We start from the raw sequence: 21,332 nt of genomic DNA, 5'->3' as shown, positions 1-21,332 counted from the left end.
CAGCCCTACGGCGAAGAAACGAAAGGTCACTGCGTATTGGATGGGAGTCGCCATGAATCGACGAGCCGGTGTGGTCGCTGCGGGTGCTGTCGCGATCGGACTCCTGTTCGGATCGGTCGGGCTGGTCGCCCAGGCTGGGCCGAGCGGCCGGACCGCCGTCACGGTGGCGTGCACCGCGCCCGCCTGGGCCGAGGGCAACACCTATGCGGTCGGCGCCCAGGTGACCTATCAAGGGCGGCTCTACCAGGCGCGGTCGGCGCACACGGCGCACCCGGGCGCCGGCTGGACTCCCGCCTCGACGCCGACGCTCTGGCAAGACCTGGGCGCCTGTGACAACACCCCGCCGACCACGCCGCCGACGAACCCGCCGAACGACGTCACCTGTGCGGTGAAGTCGCGCCCGGCCGGCAAGGTGCTGCACGGCTACTGGGAGAACTGGGACGGCGCCTCGAACGGCGTCCACCCGCCGTTCGGCTGGACGCCGATCACCGACGCGCGGATCGGGCAGCACGGCTACAACGTGATCAACGCGGCCTTCCCGGTGATCCTGTCCGACGGCACGGTCAAGTGGGAGGACGGGATGGACTCGACCGTGAAGGTCGCGACTCCCGCGGAGATGTGCCAGGCGAAGGCGGCCGGGCAGACCATCCTGCTCTCGATCGGCGGCGCCACCGCCGGGATCGACCTCAGCTCGTCGGCGGTCGCAGACCGGTTCGTTGCGACCGTCGTACCGATCCTGAAGCGGTACAACTTCGACGGGATCGACATCGACATCGAGACCGGCCTGACCGGCAGCGGCAACATCAACCAGCTGTCGACCTCGCAGGCCAACCTGATCCGGATCATCGACGGCGTCCTGGCTCAGATGCCGTCGAACTTCGGTCTGACGATGGCGCCCGAGACGGCCTACGTGACCGGTGGCAGCGTCACCTACGGCTCGATCTGGGGCTCGTACCTGCCGATCATCAAGAAGTACGCCGACAACGGGCGCCTCTGGTGGCTGAACATGCAGTACTACAACGGCAGCATGTACGGCTGTTCCGGTGACTCGTACAACGCCGGCACGGTCCAGGGCTTCGTGGCGCAGACGACCTGTCTGAACAACGGTCTGGTCATTCAGGGCGTCACGATCCGCGTCCCGTACGACAAGCAGGTCCCCGGGCTGCCTGCCCAGAACGGCGCCGGCGGTGGCTACATGTCGCCGTCACTCGTTTCGCAGTCCTGGAACAGTTTCAACGGCCAGCTCAAGGGGCTGATGACCTGGTCGATCAACTGGGACGGCTCGAAGAACTGGACCTTCGGCGACAACGTCAAGGCACTCCAGGGTCGCTAGCCGAACAGACCTGGGTGGTCCGCCAGCCAGGTCTGCCAGCTCCGAGCGGTGTGACCGGTGAGCAGTTCGACACCGGGCTCGATCGGATGCGGTGAGCCGACGCGCGAGGCCCAGTACGCCAACAGGGTCTCGCGCTGGCCCACGTCCCGGATACCCATCTCTTCCCGCGCTTGTTCGGCGGTCAGATCGACAGCCTCGATCGGTACGCCGATTCGCGCGATCTGCTCCCGCCGGGTCATGGACTCCGGTCCAGTCAGCGGGTAGCCGCGGCCGTCGTGCCCGTTACCCGGTCCGTCGAGCAGCACCCGGACGGCGGCGTCCGCGATGTCCAGCTCGTGGACCGGCGCCTCCTCCGCCTCCAGGTACGGCAGCCGGATCTGGCCGGTCGCACGAACCTGGTAGGCCCAGAACCGCGCATTGCTCATGAAAGCGCCCGGCTGCAGGTAGGTGGTCGCGTACGAGCCCGCACCGACCGCACGCTCGGCTTTCGCATGCGGATCGTCCGGTCCGTCGAGAGCGGACAGCGACGAGAGCAGAACGACCTGCTTCACCCCCGCGGCCTCGGCTGCCGCGACAAACGCGCCCGGTGCTGAGCGGTCGGCGTACAGGAACACCTGGCTGACGCCTTCGAGCGCAGGGCCGGGATCGGCCGGGTCGTAGGCGACTGCGCCGGGGACGTCGGCGGGTTCGCGGGAGGCGATGCGGACGTCGTGGCCCGCGTCGGTCAGGCCGGTGCTGACGGCGCGGGCGATCGCGCCGCGACCGCCGGTGACGAGAATCGTCATTGTATGAGCTCCAAACTTGTAGTCACTCTAAGATTGGGTTCAGTAAAACAGATCCGCTAGGGTGCTGGCAATGGAGATCGGGCGGCGGGAGCGGAAGAAGCAGCAGACGCGGCAGGCCATCTCGGACGTCGCGACCGGGCTGTTCCTGGAGCGTGGGTTCGATGCGGTGACGGTGGCCGAGGTGGCCCGTGCGGCGGATGTCGCCGTCCAGACCGTCTTCAATCACTTTCCGGCCAAGGAAGATCTGTTCTTCGACGAGGACGGCTGGTGGGTCGGCCCGGCCCGCGCGGTGCGGGCGGCGGCCGGCCATCCGCTGGATGCGCTGGAGGCGCACTACCTGGCGTCGATCCGGGAGCGGCTGGCGATCGGGCACTTGGCGACCTGGCGGCAGTTCGTCCGGACGATCGACGGCAGCCCCGCGCTGTCGGCGCGGCGTCGGCTGCAGGCCGACCAGCTGGTCGTCGACCTGGCCGCGGCCCTCGACGAGCGCGCGCCGGATCGGCTGCGCAACCGCCTGCTCGCCGCCCAGTACGCCGCCGCCCAGAACGTGCTCGAAGACGAGCTGCTGCACCTCCTCCCGGAGGATGCGACCCCCGCGCAGCTGGCCACCGCGCAACAGCAGCTGGAGGAGGCTGTGACCAAGGTCTTCGCGATCCTCCGCAATGGTTTAACGGCTACGACCAGCTAGCGGGTACGCTGCATGGTTGTGGCTGGACTGGATTTCGACGCTGAGCAGAAGCAGCTCGACGCAACGCTGACCTCGATCGAGAAGGTGATGGATCTGCCTGCCCTGCGGGCGGAGATCGCGAAACTCGGTGAGGAGGTCGCCGCGCCCGACCTGTGGGACGACCAGGCGAACGCGCAGAAGGTGACGTCACGGCTGTCCAGCCTGCAGGCCGACCTGGAGCGGGTGACCGGTCTGCGCGGCCGGCTCGAGGACCTCGGCGTCCTGGTCGAGCTCGGGCGCGAGGAGAACGACGCCGACAGCATGGCCGAGGCGGAGAAGGAGATCGGGTCGCTGGCCAAGGCGATCCAGTCCCTCGAGGTCCGCACGCTGTTGTCCGGTGAGTACGACGAGCGCGAGGCGCTGGTGACGATCCGCTCCGGCGCCGGCGGCGTCGACGCGGCGGACTTCGCCGAGATGCTGCAGCGGATGTACCTGCGCTGGGCCGAGCGGCACGGCTACCCGACCGAGGTCTACGACACGTCGTACGCCGAAGAGGCCGGGCTCAAGTCGACCACGTTCGCGGTCAAGGCGCCGTACGCATACGGCACGCTGAGCGTCGAGTCGGGGACGCACCGGCTGGTCCGGATCTCCCCGTTCGACAACCAGGGCCGCCGGCAGACGTCGTTCGCGGCGGTCGAGGTGGTGCCGGTGCTGGAGCAGACCGACGAGATCGACGTCCCGGACGAAGAGATCCGGGTCGACGTGTACCGGTCGTCCGGCCCGGGCGGTCAGAGCGTCAACACGACGGACTCCGCGGTCCGGCTCACGCACATCCCGACCGGCACCGTGGTCTCCTGCCAGAACGAGAAGTCCCAGCTGCAGAACAAGGCTTCCGCGATGGTCATCCTGAAGGCCAAGCTGCTCGCGCTGAAGAAGGCCGAGGAGCGGGCCCAGATCGACGCGCTGCGCGGTGACGTCGCCGGCTCGTGGGGCGACCAGATGCGCTCGTACGTCCTGCACCCGTACCAGATGGTGAAGGACCTGCGGACGCAGTACGAGTCCGGTAACACCTCCAGCGTCTTCGACGGCGAGATCGACGAGTTCGTCGAGGCCGGTATCCGCTGGCGCCGGACCGGCCAGACGGTTGCCGACCAGAATTAGCACGGCCAGAACTGAGCTCCGTGCCGACTGCAGTAGTTGCTACGGCCTCTGCTGCGTCGCGCTGACCTTCAGCCGGTCGGCCGATTTCGCGATCGACAAACCGGCCGGCTCGCCCTGCCCGAACCTGGACGACGGCTTCCGCTGCTCGATCCATCGCGACCTGCGGCCCAAGGGCTTCCAAGGCTGCACGGTCTACGACTGTTTCGGTGCCGGGCAGGAGATCACCCGCCGCGCGGGTGCGAGCTGGCGCGAGCAATCCGGGCAGCAGATGTTCGCCGCGCTCCCCGTACTGCGCCAGTTGCACGAACTGCTCTGGTACCTGGCCGAAGCCCTTGAACACAAGGCGACCCGGAGCATCCACGCCGACCTCCGCGCCGCCGCCGACCGCGTCGAAACCGCTGCCCGGACGCCGGATCTCGCGACCGTCGACGTCCCCGCCGAACGAGCCGCCGTCAACGAGTTGCTGCTGGCAACCTCTTCCCTTGTTCGCGGCAACCAGCCCAAGAAGAAGGATCGTCGCGGCGCCGACCTGATCGGCAAGCGCCTCCGCGGCGCCGACCTCGCCAACGCCAACCTCCGCGGCGCCTATCTGATCGCCGCCGACCTCACCAACGCCAACCTCTGCCAGGCCGACCTCATCGGCGCCGATCTCCGCGACGCCGACCTCACCAACGCCGACCTCACCGGCGCCCTCTTCCTCACCCAATCCCAGGTGAACGCCGCCCACGGCAACCACACCACCAAACTCCCCGCCGCGCTTACCCGCCCCTCGCACTGGTAGTCCTGCGCCGCCAGCTCACGATCTTCCAGCCGCAGTAACCCAGGTAGCCGGCTGCCGCGAGCCCCATCAGCAGGATGAGGATCCAGTCGTCCGATCCCGGTGGGTAGACGACTCCGGGGTCCGTCGAGCCCCGCCCTTCTCCGGGGAGTTCAAGGGAACGGGGTCAGTGGCGGAGTTGGTTGGTGAGGGGGGCCATGGCCAGGGCGATGGCGGCTAGGGCGAGGGTGGTGGCGGCGAGGGCGCCGCCGAAGTTCCAGGTGGTGCCGGCCAGGGCGAGGAAGACGGTGCCGACGGTGGCGGCGCCGAAGGCGAGGCAGGTTTGCTGGCTGGTGAGGAGGATGCCGCTGCCGAGGCCGGCCTGGGCGGGTGGGACCTGGCTGATGACGAGGCCGATCAGGGGGACCATGACGAGGCCGCCGCCGAATCCGATCACCAGCATCGGGGCGGCCAGGCGGAGGATGGTCACGTCGGGCCAGAGTGCGAGTGCGGCGACGGCGAGCAGGACGAAGCCGGCCGCTTCGATGATCCAGCCCCAGACGACCATGGCGACGCCGTACCGGCGTTGGAGGGCCGGACCCCAGATGCAGGTGATCAGGAAGCCGATGGCGAGCGGAAGGAGGCTGAGGCCGCCTTCGAAAGCAGTCATCTGGGCGCCGGCTTGGGTGGCGAGGGCGAAGGTGAACATGAAGCCGCCGAAGCTGGTGAAGAAGCCGACTGCCATCAGCAGCCCGATTCGCATCGCCCGGTGCTGGAGCACACTCGGCGGGATCAACGGTGCATGCCCGGACCGTTCCGCCCGGCGCTGATGGACGGCGAGCAGGCCGATCGCCGGGACGACGGCGGCGAGGCTGATCCAGGTCCAGAGCGGCCAGCCGAGGGCGCGGCCCTCGGTCAGCGGGAGTAGTAGCAGGACGAGCGTCGCGGCGAGAAGCGCGGCGCCGACGAAGTCGACACGGTGCGCTTGGACGGCCTTGCTGTCGGGGACGGAGAACGCGACCGCGACCAGCGCGAGCAGGCTGCCGAGCGCGAGGACGACGAAGATCGAGCGCCAGCCGAGACCGAACGGGTTCGCATCCACCAGGACGCCGCCGAGAATCTGGCCGAGCGCGGCCGAGATGCCGTTGGCGACGCCGAACATCGCCATCCCGCGGGCGCGGTGTTCGCCGGTCATCAGGCTGGTGATCGACGCGAGAACCTGCGGGGTGACGGCTGCCGCCGCCGCGCCCTGGGCGACGCGCGCGAGGAGCAGCACCGGGACGGACGGCGCGATCGCACAGACGACCGAGGCGACGGTGAACCCGGCGAGGCCGAGCAGGAGCAGCCGGCGGCGGCCGAAAGCGTCGCCGAGGCGGCCGCCGACGACGAGCAGGGTCGCGACCGCGATCCCGTACGCGCCGACGACGAGCTGGAGTTCGCCGGCGTCCGCGCGCAGGTCGGCGCCGATCGCGGGGAGCGAGACGTTGATCATGAAGAACGAGAGCATCGGCAGCAGTGAGCCGAACAGGAGCGAGGTCAGGGCGACCGTCGGCAACCCGGACGGCGCGGCCGGTGGCGCCGCGGCCGGGGTGGCGGTGGCCTGAAGCTGGTCAGTCATGGAACCAGGCTGCGGCCGAGCTGATCCTGGTGGTGAGAGCCTGATTATCCTAGTACTCACAGCACCTGGCACCAGGTTGAATGCTCGGGCACGATGAGGATATGTCCACTGTGTCAGCGGCCGGCGACGAGCGCCGGCGGGAGCTCGGCGTCTTCCTGCGCAGCCGGCGGGAGCGGATCCAGCCGGAGGAGGTCGGGTTCGCGCCGGGGCAGCGCCGGCGGACGCCGGGGCTCCGGCGCGAGGAGGTCGCACTGCTCGCCGGCGTCGGCGTCACCTGGTACACCTGGCTGGAGCAGGGGCGCGACATCAACGTGTCCGCGCAGGTGCTGGAGGCGATCGCCGGGACGCTACGGCTCGACCGCCAGGAGACCAACCACCTCTTCACGCTGTCCGGGCTGCGCGTCGGCCCGGCGTCCGCCGAGTGCACGCTGCTGCCGCCGTCCATCCAGAAGACGCTGGACGCCGTCCTGCCCTACCCCGCGATCGTGGTGAACGAGCGCTACGACATCCTCGCGTTCAACGAGGCCTACTGCCGCGTCGTGATCGACCTGCGTCAGATCGAGCTGCAGGAGCGCAACATGCTCTGGCTGATGTTCGTCTCCGACCGCTGGCACTGCTACTTCACCGACACCGAGAGCACCCGCCACCACATGGTCGCCGCCTATCGCGCTGCGCTCGCCAACCACCTCACTGAGCCCTCCTGGCAAGAGCTCACCCAGAGCCTCCTCGCCCGTTCCCCCGAATTCGCCACCCTGTGGGAACGCTACGACGTCGCCGCCCCCAGCACTCGCATCAAGTTCCTCGACCACCCCACCGCAGGCCTCCTCACAGTAGACCCGGCCGTCCTCTACCTCACCCAATCCACCCAACTCCGCCTCACCGTCTACACCCCCACCGACGCCACCACCGAATCCAAACTCCACCAGCTCCTCAATACCCCTGCCCTGCAAACAACCTGAGCGGAAAGGGTCCGGCCTCGCGCAGGGGGGACTGGGGCGAGTCCGCCTGAGCGAGGCCGGGACGGCCGCGGGGCGGGGCGGCCGGCTCCGTGTGGGCCCGGGACAGGGCCCACACGAGGTTTCTAGCGGTTGCGGATCTGGTTGCGGATCCAGATGCCGGCTTCTTTGAGGTTGGCGGTGCCGGTGAAGGAGTTGCCGGCGCAGGTGCCTTCCTTGAAGACGGCGCCGCTGCGCCAGTCGTCGGAGAAGTTCCAGTTGGTCCAGCCGATCTTCTTACTGGCCAGGAAGTCCAGGTACTTCTTCGTCCAGGTGAAGTCGTTCGCGCCTTCGCCGAGGAAGTTCTGGGTGCCGAACTCGGTCACGAAGAGCGGGATCTTCGACGATGCGCGGGACAGGGCGTCGAAGTACTCCTGGTGGTGCGAGGCGGCGTAGAAGTGGAAGGTGTACATGATGTTCGTCGCGTTGATCTGGTTGTTGATCACGTCGGCCTCGGTGCGCTGCATCGAGATGCCGAGCGACGACCAGGCGTGCGTCCCGATGAAGACGACGCTGTCGGGGTCGTTGGCGCGGATGGTCGGGATGACCTGCTCGGCGTACGACTTGACCTCCGACCACTCGACGCCGTTCGGCTCGTTGGCGATGTCGTAGATGATGTTGGGCTTGTTCTTGTGCCGGGCGGCGATCTCGGCGAAGAACGTCTTGGCCTGCTCGGTGTAGATGTTCGGGTCGCCCGGGGTCAGCTGGTGCCAGTCGACCAGCGCGTACATGCCGCGTTTGGTCGCCTCTTCGATGTAGCCGTGCACCATGTCGGTGAACTTGCGCGGGTCGCTCTCGTACCCGCCGTCCTCGCCGGCGACGTACATCGAGATCCGGATGATGTCGGCCTTCCAGTCGTAGGCCAGCGCGTCCAGCGACGACTTCTTGATGCAGTTGGCGAACCAGTTGATGCCGTGCGTGCTCATCCCGCGCAGCTGCACGGGCTGGTTGTTCTTGTTGCACAGCTTCAAGCCGCACACCCGCAGCTGCCCGTTGCGCGACACCGGGGTGTCCGCGGCCGGAGCTGCCGTGGCGGGGGTCGAAGGAACTACCAGTGCGGCGGCCAGCAGAGCGCCGGCCATCAGGGAACGAATCATGTCAGGAGTCCTCTACGAAGCGTGGGCGGCGGGATCAGAGGTTGCGGTTGATGATCCGCTCGCGGATCCACACCCCGGCCGGCTTGAGCTTCGACGTACCGGTGAAGCTGCTCCCCGCGCAGGTGCCCTCTTTGAAGACCGCTCCGGACCGCTCGTCGTCGGAGAAGTTCCAGTTCGTCCAGCCGATCTGCTTGCTCTTGAGGAAGTCCAGGTACTTCTTCGACCAGGTGAAGTCGTTCGCGCCCTCGCCGGCGTAGTCCTGGGTGCCGAACTCGGTGACGAAGATCGGGATCTTCGCGGCCGCCCGGCTCAGGGCGTCGAAGTACTCCTGGTGGTGCGAGGCCGCGTAGAAGTGGAACGTGTACATGATGTTCGACGCGTTGATCTTGTTGTTCAGGACGTCGGCCTCGGTGCGCCCGTCGGAGACGCCGAGGGACGACCAGGCGTGGGTGCCGACGAAGATCACGCTGTCCGGGTCCTTGGCCCGAATCGTCGGGATCACCTGCTCGGCGTACGACTTCACCTTCGACCAGCTGACGCCGTTCGGCTCGTTGGCGATGTCGTAGATGATGTTGTTCTTGTCCTTGTGCCGCTCGGCAATCTCGGCGAAGAAGGTTTTCGCCTTGGCGGTGTAGAGGTTCGGGTCACCCGGGTCGAGCTGGTGCCAGTCGACCAGCGCGTACATCCCGCGCTTGGTGGCCTCCTCGATGTAGCCGTGCACCATGTCGGTGAACTTGCGCGGGTTGGTCTCGTAGCCGCCTTCCTTCTTGGCGACGTACATCGAGATCCGGAGGATGTCGGCCTTCCAGTCGGTCGCGAGGGCGTCCAGCGACGCCTTCTTGAGACAGCTGGAGTACCACTGGATGCCGTGCGTGCTCATCCCACGCAGTTGCACGGGCTGGTCGTTCTCGTTGCAGAGTTTCAGCCCACACACGTGGAGCTGCCCGTTCCGGGAAACGGGGGTGTCCGCAGTGGGCGCCGCCTGGACGGTGGCGACCGGGACCAAGGTAGCTGCGGCGATCATGGCGCCGGCCACAAGGGAGCGGATCAAGGTACTGCCTCCAACTGCGTCATGGCGGGGACGAAGTGGGATCCTGCGCGGGCCGGGCTGCGGCCCGCGCAGGAGTGATGCTATCTCACAGGTTGCGGTTGATGATGCGATCGCGGATCCAGACGCCGGCGGGCTTCAGGGGGCCCGTCCCGGTGAAGCTGTTCCCCGCGCAGGTGCCCTGCTTGAAGACCGCGCCGGAGCGGAAGTCGTCGGAGAAGTTCCAGTTGGTCCACCCGATCTGCTTGCTCTTCAGGAAGTCCAGGTACTTCTTCGACCAGGTGAAGTCGTTGCCGCCGTCACCGGTGTAGGTCTGGGTGCCGAACTCCGTGACGAAGATCGGGATCTGGTTCGAGGCCCGGGACAGGGCGTCGAAGTACTCCTGCTTGTGCGACGCGGCGTAGAAGTGGAACGTGTACATCAGGTTCGTCGCGTTGATCTTGTTGTTGATGATGTCGGACTCGTTGCGGCCGTCGGAGACGCCGAGCGAGGCCCAGCCGTGGGTGCCGACGAAGATCACCGAGTCGGCGTCCTTGGCCCGGATCACCGGCACCATCTGCTCGGCGTAGGACTTGATCCCGGCCCAGCTGACGCCGTTCGGCTCGTTGGCGATGTCGTAGATGATGTTGTTCTTGTTCTTGTGACGATCGGCGATCTCGGTGAAGAACGTCTTCGCCCTGGACAGGTTGGCGTTCGGGTCGCCCGGCGTGAGCTGGTGCCAGTCGACCAATGCGTACATACCGCGTTTGGTGGCTTCCTCGATGTACCCGTGCACCATGTCGGTGAACTTGCGCGGGTTCGTCTCGTAACCGCCTTCCTGTACGTACATCGAGATGCGCAGGATGTCGGCCTTCCAGTCGTACGCCAGCGCGTCGAGGGACGCCGTCTTCAGGCAGCTGGAGTACCACTGGATACCGTGGGTACTCATCCCGCGCAGTTGCACGGGCTGGTTGTTCTGGTTGCACAACTTCAAACCGCAGACGTGCAGTTGCCCATTGCGGGATACTGGGGTGTCGGCGGCCGGTGCTGCGGCCGGAGCCTCCGCGACGGGGGCGGCGGTTGCGGTCGTGGTCAGCACGGGGAACAGCGCGGCGGCGGCGAGAAGTGCGCCGGCCAAGGAGCGAATCTGCATTCGGAGACCTCCTACTGCGTCGGGGCGGGGACGAAGCAGACAACTATTAGGAAAGTTTCCTTATAGTTTCAGAGGAACCTAATGTTGGCGCAGAGGGTTGTCAACGGGTCGCGCAAGGTAATCACTTTCGATCATGCGGTGGCGCGTTCCGGCCAGGCCCGCTTCAGTGTCGACAACGTCACCGCGATGGCCGGCCGGCGGGACGTTATTTCCCGCCAGACCGCGTAAATCCGCCGGCTCGGCGCCGGCTGCAGCGGGACGACGACCACTTCGTCCGGCACCGGTCCGCGACCGAGTCGCGGAATCAGCGCGATGCCGATGCCCTCGGCAAGTAACGCCAATTGGGTCTGGTACTCAGCCACTGAACAAGCCACATCCGGCTCGACGCCGACCCGCCGCATCGTGCGCACCAGCCAGTCGTGACAGATCGAGCCCGGCACCTGGCAGATCCACCGTTCGCCGACCAGGTCCTGCGCGCGGACGAACTCCTTCCCCGCGAGCCGGTGGGTGCTGTGGACGAGGACGTCGGCCGGATCCGACCCGAGCTTCACCCGGGTCAGCCCCTCCGGCAGCGTCAGGGGCGTGTCCTGCCAGTCGTGCACGATCGCGATATCGCTCTCACCCCGGCTGACGGCCGCGACGGCGTCGTACGGATCGGTTTCGGTCAGCCGGACGTCGAGACCCGGGTGATCGGCGATCAGCCGGCCGAGTGCGGTCGGCAACAATCCGCGCGCGGAGGTCGCGAACGCGGCGATCCGGAGCGTGCCGATCGCCTCGCCGCGGTGTTCCTCGAGGGTGAGCTCGGCGTCCTCGACGAGCTCCAGGATGCGCGCCGCGGTCGCCGCGAGCTCGCGGGCGGCGTCCGTCAGCGCGATACCGCGGCCCTGCCGCTCGATCAGCGTCGTCCGGGTCTCGCGCTCGAGTTTCGCGAGCTGCTGGGAGACGGCGGACGGCGTGTACCCGAGAACGTCGGCCGCCCGGTTGATCGAGCCGTACTGCGCGACGGCGTACAGGGCTCGCAGTCGGCCGAGATCCATCATGTAGCACTCCTACATCGAAGGCGGTAGCAATCGGTGCTGGTGCTTAAGTCTAAACCCGGCTCAGACTGGCCGCATGAATCCTCGTGACCTCCTCCTCGCGCTCACCGTCGTCACGATCTGGGGCGTGAACTTCGTGGTGATCGAGGTCGGGCTGGAGGATTTCCCGCCGTTGCTGTTCACCGCGTTGCGGTTCTTCTTCGCGGCCGTCCCGGCGATGTTCCTGCTCGGCCGGCCGCGGGTCGCCTGGCGGTACGTCGTCGGCGTCGGCCTGGCGCTCGGGGTCGCGAAGTTCGGCTTGGTCTTCTTCGCGATGGACCGCGGCGTCCCGGCGGGCCTGGCCTCGCTCGTCCTGCAGTGCCAGGTGATCTTCACCGTCGTCTTCGCGATCGCCGTCCTCCGGGAGCGGCCCCGGCCGGCCCAGCTCGCCGGGATCGCGATCGCCTGCGCCGGGATGCTGGTGATCCTGCTCGACCGCGGTCTGTCGGCCCCGGTCGGCGCGGTCGCGCTGGTGATCCTGGCCGGCGCCTGCTGGGGCGTCTCGAACACGATCACGCGCTCCGCGAAGCCCCAGGACACCTTGCGGTTCATGGTCTGGGTGAGCGCGGTCGCCGTCGTACCGCTGCTCGTCCTCTCGCTGCTCACCGAGGGTCCGCAGGCCGACCTCGACGCCCTCCGCGGGATCGACCTGACCGGAGTCGGCGCGCTCGCCTTCCTGGCCTTCGTCGCCACGCTGTTCGGCTTCGGCGTCTGGGGCTACCTGCTCCGTCAGTACGACGCCAGCACGGTCGCGCCGTTCTCACTGCTCGTCCCGGTCGTCGGAATGGCCGCGGCCTGGCTGCTGCGCGGCGAGGCCGTCGGCGTCCAGCAGGCCATTGCCGCCGCGCTCATCATCGGCGGCATGGCCTGCACCGTCATCCGACCCGCAGCGGCGGCATCTGCCAGCCCCGAGCCAGTGACGACTCGTACGCCGGAGCTCCACCGGCAAAGTACTCGGTGAACTTCATGATCAGCGGATCCCAGCGGAGCGGGTCGACGTACCGATCGCCGAGCAGCAGATCCTCCCGGACCTGAACCTGCTCGACCTTCATCGCCAGCGCGCACAGGTGGTTGCCCGGGTCACCGATCGGATGGATGGCCTCGATCTGTCCTTCGAGGGTGATCGGGCTCTCCTCGACGGTGTCCAGGCCGGTCAGCTCGCCGGGGGAGCGGGTCAGGCCGGCCGCGGTGAACTTGTCCGGCTCGTAGCGGTAGCCGCGGGCGCGTTTGGACGCCGACATCTGCTCGGAGCCGGTCAGCAGCGCGATCCGGTCCAGGGCCGCGACCATCGCGGGGTCGACCAGGTTGAGGACGAGTTCGGGCCGGTCGGTGAGGTTCTGGACCGTCTGCGAGCTCGTCCCCATTCCGAGCATGGCGTGGTAGCCGAGCCACCAGGCCGACGACATCGGTGCGAGGTTCGTGGTGCCGTCGGGGTTGCGGCTGCTGATCAGGACGACCGGCGTGCCGAAGTACAGGACCTTGGGCTCGACTGTGCGCTTCATACCCAGGGAACGGCCTGGGGCGGAGTTGTGTGAGGGCTACTCGTACTGGTTGGCGGGCGTGGGGATCGGGCTGACCGACGTGACGGTGAGGGCGGCGACGTCGCCGTCCGCGCGCTTGGTCGGCTCGGCCCACTCGCCGGTGACCTTGACCCACTGGTTCTTGGCCGGGGCGGTGCTCTGGCCGCGGGCCTCGACCATGAACGCAGTCGCGTCGGCGACACAGCAGTTCAGGCCCATCCGGGTGATGTACCAGCTGCCGTTCTTGCCGGGGGTGACGAAACCGGACAGCTCGAAGGAGCGGCCCTTCATGCTCTCCTTCTCCCAGACCGCCCAGACGGAGTAGTCGCGGACGGGGAGCTGGACCGGGCCGCCGGACGGGTTGTCGGCCAGCCAGGAGTTGCTCTTCGGCTGGATCGGTTTCGAGGCGACCGGGGACTGGCGCTCCGCGGCGGCCGCGCCGAGGGCGGGCGGGTCGACGACGAGCAGCGCGAAGATCGGGATCAGCAGCAGCCAGGCTGCGCGGGGCAGGCCGTGGTGACCGTGGCCGTCGTCCGCGAGACCGTGGTCGTGTTCGTCCTTCTTGCGGGTGTCCGCGAGGACGTCGGCGACCGCGAGTGCGATCAGGATGATGCCGGCGGCCAGCAGCATCCAGCGCATCCCGGGTTTGACGTAGCGCAGGTAGGTGTTCGAGACCGCGAGCTGGACCACCGCGGCGCCGACGAACACGATCACGAGACCGGCAACGTTGCGCTTCACAGCAACCACCACCCCACTCCGAGACTGACCAAGATCGCGATCGCGAACGTGGCGGGCGCGAACCGGATTGCGAACTTCGGGCCGAACGTCCCGGCCTGCAGGGCGATCAGCTTCACGTCGACGATCGGGCCGACGACCATGAAGGCCAGCCGGGCGGTCATCGAGAACTGCGACAGGCTGGCCGCGACGAACGCGTCGGCCTCCGAGCAGATCGCCAGCAGGACGGCGAGCAGGCCCAGCACCAGCACCGACAGCAGCAGGTTACTGGCGACGTGGTCGAGCCAGGCGCGCGGGACGATCACGTTCAGCGTGGCGGCCGCGGCGGCGCCGACCACCAGGAACCCGCCGGCGTGCAGGAAGTCGTGCAGCATCGAGGAGCGGAACACCTCGAGTTTGCCGGTGCCCTCGGCGTGCCGGTTCTTCGGGATCCGCATCCACGAGCCGCCCTTGCCGGTCATCAGCCACAACCAGCCGATGATCATCGAGATCGCCATCGAGGCGACCGCTCGCGCGACCACGACCTTCGGCTGTCCCGGGAACGCGACCGCGGTCGACGCGAGCACCACCGGGTTGATCGCGGGCGCCGACAGCAGGAAGGCGATCGCCGCGGCCGGCGTCACGCCGCGGGCCATCAACGCCGCCGACACCGGCACCGACGCGCACTCGCACCCGGGCAGGATCACCCCGGACGCGCTGGCCACCGGCACCGCGAGCGCCGGATGCTTCGGCAGCGCCTTCGCGAAGAAGGACGCCGGGACGAACGCCGTCAGCGCCGCCGACAGCAACACCCCCAGCACCAGGAACGGCAGCGCCTGCACGGTCACGCCGACGAACATCGTCGCCCACGTCCGGATCGTCTCGTCGGTGAACGCCCCGGCGAAGATCCGCCGCCCGAACAGCGCCAGCCCGACCAGCAGCACCAACGTCAACGTGAACACGACCGACGAGCCAAGCGGCTCTTTCGGCGTCTTCTCGGCCTTTTCCGCGACCCCCACAGGCGCACTCATGGGCGGAATCCTGACACAACGCAGCGCGCCCGGACGAGTACTGACCGCGTCAATAAAATGAAAACCACCGTCATCCCGCCAAATACTCGTCGTCTCAGCCATCTCCCGCGGCCGAAGGTTTCCCTTCCGGATCAGCCCTCCAGACCGTCGTTCCGGGCAAAGTCTGTGGTCGGGCGTGGCAGTGTGGTGGGTATGGATGCGGACGTGGTGAAGGCTGTGAACGAGCTGACCAGGCGGTGGGCGGGGAGCCTGCCGGAGGGGAACACGGTCGTGTCGGGGCTGGGGTTGTGGCCGTTGGTGGCGATCCTGGCGACGGCGGCGGACGAGCCGGGGCGCGCCGAGCTGGCTGCGGCGGCGGGCGTTCGGCCGGACGATGGTTCACAGGCAGCGGCCGCGTTGATCGGTGCGATCGACGCGTCGCCTGATCTGCATGCCGCGCTGGGGGTCTGGGTCAGCGAGCGGCTGAAGCTGGCGGAGTCCTTCAACGAAGTAATGCCGGCCCCACTCGTCGGGATGCTGACCGGCGACCCCGCGATCGACAAACCCAGGCTCGACGCCTGGGCCGCCGAACACACCGCCGGCCTGATCCGCGAGATGCCCGTCGACATCGACCCCGACGTCCAGCTCGTCCTCGCCTCCGCGCTCTCCCTGCGGACGACGTGGGCCCGCCCGTTCACCCAGCAGATCAAGCGCATCCCGTCCGGCGCCTGGTCCGGCTCCTGGCACTGGCTCGAACGCGCCGACCCCGACCTCGACTCCGTCCGCCGGTACGACGACGTCACCGTGATCACCGTCCGCGGCGACGCCGACGTCGACGTCCTGCTCGGCATCGGCTCCCTCGACGCGCTGCTCGACGCCGCCGCTCGACCGGGCGACGGCGTACCGGGCAGCGAGTTGATCCGGCGAGACGGCAAGGTAGCCCCCGGCGTACAGATCGGCCGGACGACGGCGCCCCAGCCCGACGTCCGGCTGTCGCTGCCGTCGTTCCGCGTCGAGGCGTCGCACGACCTTCTTGAGCACCGCGAGCTGTTCGGCCTCTCGACCGTCACCACCAACCCAGGCGAGCGCGGGCACTTCAGTGCGATCAGTCCGACGCCGCTCGCCATCGGCCAAGCCGAACAAGAGGTGCTCGCGCGCTTCTTCGCGACCGGTTTCGAGGCCGCCGCGGTAACGGCGATGGCGATGACCCGGGCCGCGATGATCACCCAGCACGAGCGCCGGCTGGACGTCGTCCTCGATCGCCCGTTCGCGTTCACCGCCGTACTCCGGGAGTCGCGGCTCCCGATCGTCGCCGGCTGGATCGACGCGCCTACCGAGGGAGCCTGAACAACCGATCGAGCAGCCGGGACGCCTCGTCGACCTGCTCCCGATCGCCGGTGAGGAGCAAGTCGTGCAGCAACCCACGCGCCGCGGCCAGGCCGAGCCGCGCGTACGCCGGGGCCTCGGCCGGATCGATTCCCGCCTTGACGCACAGCTCGACCAGCGGCGGCAGCCACACCTGCACGAGGTCGGGCGCCTTGCCGGTACGCATCGCGTACGCCGTCACCTCGAAGAACAACGGCCCGTAGATCAGCGTGGCCTCGGTGACCCGCCGCCAGAACTGCGCCGACTGCTCGGCGATCGGCAGCTCGGACGTACTCAACTCGGCGAGCAACTCACGCTGCTGCTGCTCGACTGCCCGGACGACCTCGGCCAGCAACCCCTCGCGGGAGCCGAAGTGGTAGATCAGCATCCGGTGACTGGTCCCGACCCCGGCCGCGATCGCGCGCAGGCTGGCATCGCCGATCCCGTGCCGCGCGAAGTGCTCGACCGCATCGGCCAGCAAGGTCTCGCGACTCACCCTTCGACGACCTCCTTGAGCCGGCGGACCTCCGTCGTCACATAACGCCGCGTCAACTCGGCGTACAGCTTCCCGAAGACCCAACCCAGCGGGCCCTCTTGAGTGACCGCCGCCGTGATCACGGTTCCCTCCGCGGTGGCGACCACGCGGTGTTCGCCGGTCGTCCGGATCCCCGGGACCGTCGAGACCCACGCGAAGTAGCTCCCGGCGTCCAGCTCGGTCACCTCCCAGACCGCGACCGGCAGCTTCGGCTGCCGAATCCGCGCCCGGGCCCCGACCCGCAGCGGCCCGTCGTCCAGCCGCTCGACCGACGTCACCGTAGGCGTCCACTCCGCCCACCGCTCGACATCGCTGAACACCTGCCACACCCGCTCCACCGGAGCCTGCGCCGTGACACTCGCCTCGAACCTCATGTACCAAACGGTACATGGACCGCCACCGCTGCACAATCGTGCGCGACCCCACGCGCGCACGCTCGCCGCGCCTTCAGATCAGCGATTGATCAGCGCTGCGGGTCCGCACTAGAGGTAGGGTCAGGGGCCATGGCACACCAGAACCTCCCGGAGAACGAGCAGGACCCGGGCGCGAACACCCAGATGTTCCGCGCCTTCGTCAGCGAGGGCGAGACCGCGGCCCAGCCGAAGTCCAATGGCCGCCTGTTCGCGATCCTCGGCGCCGCGGCCATCCTGGTCGTGGTCGTCGTCCTGATCGCGGTCCTCTGACCCTCGCCCTCCCCGTCGACGCCGTCCGGCTCCCCACCGGCCCGACGGCGCTTTCGGCAACCCCTCGACCATCCCCGGCGGCGCCCCGCTGACATCCGTTGACTCTGTTGGGGTGCGGATGGAGGATGAGTGCCTGTCGACTTCGGGAGGCTCTTGTGGCGGAGGTTGTGCGGGCGGCGTTGGTGCAGACTTCTTGGACCGGTGACAAGGAGTCGATGATCAAGGCGCATGAGGAGTACGCGCGGCAGGCGGCTGCGGCGGGGGCGAAGGTGATCTGCTTCCAGGAGCTGTTCTACGGGCCGTACTTCTGCCAGCTGCAGGATCCGAAGTTCTACGAGTACGCCGAGGCGGTGCCGGGGCCGACGACGGAGCGGTTCCAGGCGCTGGCGGCCGAGCTCGGCCTGGTGATGGTGCTGCCGATGTACGAGCAGGAGCAGCCGGGCGTGCTGTACAACACGGCCGCGGTGATCGATGCCGACGGCAAGTACTTGGGCAAGTACCGGAAGAACCACATCCCGCAGGTGAAGGGGTTCTGGGAGAAGTTCTACTTCCGCCCGGGCAACCTGGGGTACCCGGTCTTCGACACTGCGGTCGGGCGAATCGGCGTCTACATCTGTTACGACCGGCACTTCCCGGAGGGATGGCGGGCGCTCGGGCTGGCCGGGGCGAAGATCGTGTTCAACCCGTCGGCCACGAGCCGCGGGTTGTCGGCGTACCTGTGGCAGCTGGAGCAGCCGGCGTCGGCGGTCGCGAACGAGTACTTCATCGGCGCGATCAACCGGGTCGGCATCGAGTCCGACTACGGGGACAACGACTTCTACGGTACGTCGTACTTCGTCGACCCGGAGGGCAAGTTCGTGGGGGAGGTCGGGCACGACCACGACCCCGAGCTGATCGTCCGGGACCTGGATCTGGGCCTGCTCGACACCGTGCGCGATCGGTGGCAGTTCTACCGGGATCGCCGGCCGGACGCCTACGGAGACCTGACCAAGCCGTAGGGGGAGCGGACATGACGTTACTGGTCAAGGGCGGGACGGTCATCGGGCCGACCGGGACGCAGCGCGCGGACGTGCTGGTGCAGGGCGAGAAGATCGTCGCGCTGCTCGACCCGGCGTTCAGCGGCACGATCACTCCGGACGAGATCATCGATGCCGCCGGCAAGTATGTGATCCCGGGCGGGATCGACGCCCATACCCATATGGAGCTGCCCTTCGGCGGCACGGCCGCGAGCGACACGTTCGACACCGGCACCCGGGCGGCGGCGTACGGCGGGACGACGACGATCATCGACTTCGCCGTCCAGAAGACCGGCGAGGTCGTGCAGGACGGGCTGGCCGCCTGGCATGCCAAGGCCGAGGGCAACTGTCATGTCGACTACGCGTTCCACATGATCCTCGGCGGCGTCGACGACGAGTCGCTGAAGGCGATGGATCAGCTGGTCGGCGAGGGGATCACCAGTTTCAAGCTGTTCATGGCCTATCCCGGGGTGTTCTACTCCGACGACGGCCAGATCCTGCGCGCGATGCAGACCGCGCGGGAGAACGGCGCGATGATCATGATGCACGCCGAGAACGGGATCGCGATCGACGTCCTCGTCCAGCAGGCGCTGGCCCGCGGCGAGACCGGCCCGATCCATCACGGCATCACCCGGCCGGCCGCGCTGGAGACCGAGGCGACCAGCCGTGCGATCGCGCTCGCCGAGGTCGCCCGGGACTGCCCGCTCTACATCGTGCACCTGAGCGCGAGCGGCGCGCTGGAGTCGGTGGCGCAGGCGCGGGACGCCGGGCGCAACGTGTTCGCCGAGACCTGCCCGCAGTACCTGTACCTGACGCTGGAGGACCAGCTCGGCGCGCCTGGTTTCGAAGGCGCGAAATGGGTCTGCAGTACGCCGTTGCGCAGTAAGCACGAGTCTCATGCGAAGGACCTGTGGAAAGGATTGCGCAGCAACGATCTCGCGATCGTGTCGACCGACCACTGCCCGTTCTGTATGAAGGACCAGAAGGAGCTCGGCCTCGGTGACTTCTCCAAGATCCCGAACGGGATCGGCGGCGTCGAGCATCGCGTCGACCTGATCTACCAAGGCGTCGTCGACGGACAGCTGTCGCTGGAGCGCTGGGTGGAGACGATCGCGACGACGCCGGCTCGGATGTTCGGCCTCTACCCGCAGAAAGGCATCATCGCCCCCGGCTCGGATGCCGACCTGGTCGTCTACGACCCGAACGGCCGGACCCGGATCTCCGTCGACACCCACCACATGAACATGGACTACTCGGCGTACGAAGGGGTCGAGATCCAGGGCCGGGTGGGCACGGTACTGTCGCGCGGCGAGGTGATCGTGGCTGACGGCAACTACCATGGCCGGAAGGGCCGCGGCCGGTACCTGCGGCGCGGCCTGTCGTCGTACTTGGTCTGAGGGGGCAGCTGTGGACTTCGGAGTGGTGTTCCAGTGTGATCCGCCGGCGTCCGCGGTCGTGGAGCTGGCGGTCAAGGCGGAGGACGCCGGGTTCGACTACGTGTGGACGTTCGACTCCCACCTGCTCTGGCAGGAGCCGTTCGTCATCTACAGCCAGATCCTCGCGAACACCCGCCGGGTGATCGTCGGCCCGATGGTGACCAACCCCGGCACCCGGGACTGGACGGTGATCGCCTCCCAGTTCGCCACCCTGAACGAGATGTTCGGGAACCGGACGGTCTGCGGGATGGGCCGCGGCGACTCCGCGCTCCGGACGCTCGGCGCCCAGCCGGGCACGATCGAGGAGATGAAGCAGAGCGTCGAGGTGATCCGCGCGCTGGCCCGCGGCGAGACCGTGACGTACCGCGGCAAGGAGCTGAAGTTCGCCTGGGTCGACGACGGCGCGCTCGAGGTGTGGGTGGCGGCGTACGGCCCGAAGGCCCTGGCCGCGACCGGGCAGGTCGGCGACGGCTACATCCTGCAGCTGGCCGATCCCGATATCGCGGCCTGGATGATCGGCGCCGTTCGCCGCTCCGCCGAGGAGGCCGGCCGCGACCCGGATGCGATCACCTTCTGCGTCGCCGCCCCGGCGTACGTCGGCGACGACCTCGCCCACCAGCGCGACCAGACCCGCTGGTTCGGCGGCATGGTCGGCAACCACGTCGCCGACATCGTCGCCCGCTACGGCGCCGCCGGCAGCGGCGTCCCCCAAGCCCTCACCGACTACATCGAAGGCCGCAAAGGCTACGACTACGCCCAACACGGCCGCGCCGGCAACACCCACACCGACTTCGTCCCCGACGAGGTAGTAGACCGCTTCTGTCTCCTCGGCCCCGCCGAGAACCACCTCGCCCGCCTCCAGGAACTCCAATCCCTCGGCGTCGACCAGTTCGCCGTCTACCTCCAGCACGACGCCAAAGACCAAACCCTCACCGCCTACGCCAAAGACATCATCCCCACCTTCCGCTCGGCGTAGACGATACGGTCAGTAGGTTATTTTGGTGGGTGAGCTGAGAGATCAGTCTTCATCCCGAGGTCGAGACTTGGTTTCTCGCCTTGTGCGACACCGAGCCCGAGACGGGTGACATCGAACGAGCCCTCGACCTCTTGGCCGCCACTGGACCGAGCATCGGGCGACCGTTGGTTGATCGAGTAAAGTCCAGCCGCTTCCACGACATGAAAGAACTGCGTCCGCCGTCATCGGGCCAGAGCGAGATCCGGATGATCTTCGCCTTCGATCCGGCGCGTGAGCCGATCATCCTGGTTGAAGATCGAGAGCGGTGAGGTCTCCGGGATCGACGTCATTCGCGCGTATGTGGCTGCCCTGGGCGGCACTGTCGAGCTCGTGGCGACGCTGGGCGACCGCACCTGGAAGGTTGCGTGA

24 protein-coding genes are annotated in these 21,332 nt (G+C 68.0%); 13 read left to right on the top strand and 11 right to left on the bottom strand.

Annotated elements, in window-relative coordinates:
- Positions 1-52 precede the first annotated feature (52 nt).
- Positions 53-1,333 carry a carbohydrate-binding protein gene (locus tag HPO96_RS07475; RefSeq protein ID WP_171672129.1) on the top strand — a complete coding sequence of 427 codons (1,281 nt, stop codon included), beginning with the start codon at positions 53-55 and terminating at the stop codon, positions 1,331-1,333.
- On the opposite strand, the gene HPO96_RS07470 is transcribed toward HPO96_RS07475, so the two are convergent.
- The gene (locus HPO96_RS07470; protein ID WP_171672127.1) at positions 1,330-2,118 is read right to left on the bottom strand and encodes an SDR family oxidoreductase; all 789 of its coding nucleotides are present in this window, start codon (positions 2,116-2,118) and stop codon (positions 1,330-1,332) included. The genes HPO96_RS07475 and HPO96_RS07470 overlap by 4 nt on opposite strands.
- Before the next feature lie 70 nt (positions 2,119-2,188).
- Here HPO96_RS07470 and HPO96_RS07465 point away from each other — a divergent pair, with 70 nt between their 5' ends.
- The 3 genes from HPO96_RS07465 to HPO96_RS07455 are packed head-to-tail and all read left to right on the top strand — an operon-like array spanning position 2,189 to position 4,727.
- A complete protein-coding gene (locus tag HPO96_RS07465) occupies positions 2,189-2,806 on the top strand; it encodes a TetR/AcrR family transcriptional regulator (RefSeq protein ID WP_171672125.1) in 618 nt (205 codons plus the stop codon).
- Positions 2,807-2,824: 18 nt separating this feature from the next.
- Positions 2,825-3,946 (top strand): peptide chain release factor 2, encoded by a 1,122-nt coding sequence (gene prfB / locus HPO96_RS07460; protein ID WP_171672124.1) that lies wholly within the window; start codon positions 2,825-2,827, stop codon positions 3,944-3,946.
- Positions 3,930-4,727 carry a pentapeptide repeat-containing protein gene (locus HPO96_RS07455; protein WP_171672122.1) on the top strand — a complete coding sequence of 266 codons (798 nt, stop codon included), beginning with the start codon at positions 3,930-3,932 and terminating at the stop codon, positions 4,725-4,727. The genes prfB and HPO96_RS07455 overlap by 17 nt, the downstream gene beginning before the upstream one ends.
- Positions 4,728-4,890: 163 nt before the next feature.
- On the opposite strand, the gene HPO96_RS07450 is transcribed toward HPO96_RS07455, so the two are convergent.
- Positions 4,891-6,321, bottom strand: a complete 1,431-nt coding sequence (locus tag HPO96_RS07450; RefSeq protein WP_171672121.1) for an MFS transporter — start codon at positions 6,319-6,321, stop codon at positions 4,891-4,893.
- A gap of 101 nt (positions 6,322-6,422) precedes the next feature.
- On the opposite strand from HPO96_RS07450, the gene HPO96_RS07445 reads away from it, so the two are divergent.
- Positions 6,423-7,280 carry a helix-turn-helix transcriptional regulator gene (locus HPO96_RS07445; RefSeq protein WP_171672119.1) on the top strand — a complete coding sequence of 286 codons (858 nt, stop codon included), beginning with the start codon at positions 6,423-6,425 and terminating at the stop codon, positions 7,278-7,280.
- A 122-nt stretch (positions 7,281-7,402) separates the two neighbouring features.
- Here HPO96_RS07445 and HPO96_RS07440 read toward each other — a convergent pair whose 3' ends face one another.
- From HPO96_RS07440 to HPO96_RS07425, 4 genes are all read right to left on the bottom strand, one after another.
- Positions 7,403-8,413 carry a glycoside hydrolase family 5 protein gene (locus HPO96_RS07440; protein WP_171672118.1) on the bottom strand — a complete coding sequence of 337 codons (1,011 nt, stop codon included), beginning with the start codon at positions 8,411-8,413 and terminating at the stop codon, positions 7,403-7,405.
- A gap of 34 nt (positions 8,414-8,447) precedes the next feature.
- The gene (locus HPO96_RS07435; RefSeq protein WP_238354712.1) at positions 8,448-9,464 is read right to left on the bottom strand and encodes a glycoside hydrolase family 5 protein; all 1,017 of its coding nucleotides are present in this window, start codon (positions 9,462-9,464) and stop codon (positions 8,448-8,450) included.
- 85 nt (positions 9,465-9,549) lie between these two features.
- Positions 9,550-10,593 carry a glycoside hydrolase family 5 protein gene (locus tag HPO96_RS07430; protein WP_171672116.1) on the bottom strand — a complete coding sequence of 348 codons (1,044 nt, stop codon included), beginning with the start codon at positions 10,591-10,593 and terminating at the stop codon, positions 9,550-9,552.
- A 131-nt stretch (positions 10,594-10,724) separates the two neighbouring features.
- Positions 10,725-11,633, bottom strand: a complete 909-nt coding sequence (locus HPO96_RS07425; RefSeq protein ID WP_171672114.1) for a LysR family transcriptional regulator — start codon at positions 11,631-11,633, stop codon at positions 10,725-10,727.
- A gap of 73 nt (positions 11,634-11,706) precedes the next feature.
- Between HPO96_RS07425 and HPO96_RS07420 the strand changes: the two genes are divergently transcribed.
- A complete protein-coding gene (locus tag HPO96_RS07420; protein ID WP_171672113.1) occupies positions 11,707-12,630 on the top strand; it encodes an EamA family transporter in 924 nt (307 codons plus the stop codon).
- Here the strand turns inward: HPO96_RS07420 and HPO96_RS07415 are convergent.
- From HPO96_RS07415 to HPO96_RS07405, 3 genes are read right to left on the bottom strand one after another with little or no spacing between them, the layout of a single operon-like run.
- On the bottom strand, positions 12,545-13,171 hold the full coding sequence (locus HPO96_RS07415; RefSeq protein WP_171672111.1) for a flavin reductase family protein: 627 nt from the start codon (positions 13,169-13,171) through the stop codon (positions 12,545-12,547). The two genes, HPO96_RS07420 and HPO96_RS07415, sit on opposite strands and share 86 nt — an antisense overlap.
- A gap of 36 nt (positions 13,172-13,207) precedes the next feature.
- Entirely contained in the window at positions 13,208-13,927 is a 720-nt protein-coding gene (locus HPO96_RS07410; protein WP_171672109.1) for a TIGR03943 family putative permease subunit, read from the bottom strand.
- Positions 13,924-14,934 carry a permease gene (locus HPO96_RS07405; protein ID WP_171672107.1) on the bottom strand — a complete coding sequence of 337 codons (1,011 nt, stop codon included), beginning with the start codon at positions 14,932-14,934 and terminating at the stop codon, positions 13,924-13,926. Before HPO96_RS07405 ends, HPO96_RS07410 begins: the two co-directional genes overlap by 4 nt.
- Before the next feature lie 192 nt (positions 14,935-15,126).
- On the opposite strand from HPO96_RS07405, the gene HPO96_RS07400 reads away from it, so the two are divergent.
- Complete coding sequence (locus HPO96_RS07400; protein ID WP_171672105.1) at positions 15,127-16,260, top strand: serpin family protein; 1,134 nt, start codon at positions 15,127-15,129, stop codon at positions 16,258-16,260.
- Here the strand turns inward: HPO96_RS07400 and HPO96_RS07395 are convergent.
- The gene (locus HPO96_RS07395; RefSeq protein ID WP_171672103.1) at positions 16,244-16,774 is read right to left on the bottom strand and encodes a TetR family transcriptional regulator; all 531 of its coding nucleotides are present in this window, start codon (positions 16,772-16,774) and stop codon (positions 16,244-16,246) included. The genes HPO96_RS07400 and HPO96_RS07395 overlap by 17 nt on opposite strands.
- Positions 16,771-17,187, bottom strand: a complete 417-nt coding sequence (locus HPO96_RS07390; RefSeq protein WP_171672102.1) for an SRPBCC family protein — start codon at positions 17,185-17,187, stop codon at positions 16,771-16,773. Before HPO96_RS07390 ends, HPO96_RS07395 begins: the two co-directional genes overlap by 4 nt.
- Positions 17,188-17,316: 129 nt before the next feature.
- On the opposite strand from HPO96_RS07390, the gene HPO96_RS07385 reads away from it, so the two are divergent.
- From HPO96_RS07385 to HPO96_RS07360, 6 genes are all read left to right on the top strand, one after another.
- A complete protein-coding gene (locus HPO96_RS07385; RefSeq protein ID WP_171672100.1) occupies positions 17,317-17,496 on the top strand; it encodes a hypothetical protein in 180 nt (59 codons plus the stop codon).
- 155 nt (positions 17,497-17,651) lie between these two features.
- A complete protein-coding gene (locus tag HPO96_RS07380) occupies positions 17,652-18,494 on the top strand; it encodes a nitrilase-related carbon-nitrogen hydrolase (RefSeq protein WP_171672098.1) in 843 nt (280 codons plus the stop codon).
- An 11-nt stretch (positions 18,495-18,505) separates the two neighbouring features.
- Positions 18,506-19,909 (top strand): dihydropyrimidinase, encoded by a 1,404-nt coding sequence (gene hydA / locus HPO96_RS07375; protein WP_171672097.1) that lies wholly within the window; start codon positions 18,506-18,508, stop codon positions 19,907-19,909.
- Between the two features lie 10 nt (positions 19,910-19,919).
- Positions 19,920-20,924: a TIGR03842 family LLM class F420-dependent oxidoreductase gene (locus HPO96_RS07370; protein ID WP_171672095.1), complete on the top strand. Its 1,005-nt coding sequence runs from the start codon at positions 19,920-19,922 to the stop codon at positions 20,922-20,924.
- Positions 20,925-21,004: 80 nt separating this feature from the next.
- Positions 21,005-21,232, top strand: a complete 228-nt coding sequence (locus tag HPO96_RS39855; protein WP_202885525.1) for a type II toxin-antitoxin system RelE/ParE family toxin — start codon at positions 21,005-21,007, stop codon at positions 21,230-21,232.
- Positions 21,195-21,332 carry a hypothetical protein gene (locus HPO96_RS07360; RefSeq protein ID WP_171672093.1) on the top strand — a complete coding sequence of 46 codons (138 nt, stop codon included), beginning with the start codon at positions 21,195-21,197 and terminating at the stop codon, positions 21,330-21,332. The genes HPO96_RS39855 and HPO96_RS07360 overlap by 38 nt, the downstream gene beginning before the upstream one ends.

It is taken from the genome of Kribbella sandramycini (assembly GCF_013131805.1).
Classification (GTDB): domain Bacteria; phylum Actinomycetota; class Actinomycetes; order Propionibacteriales; family Kribbellaceae; genus Kribbella; species Kribbella sandramycini.
Note: the sequence above shows the minus strand (reverse complement) of the source record. Positions and strands in the feature narration are given on the sequence as shown.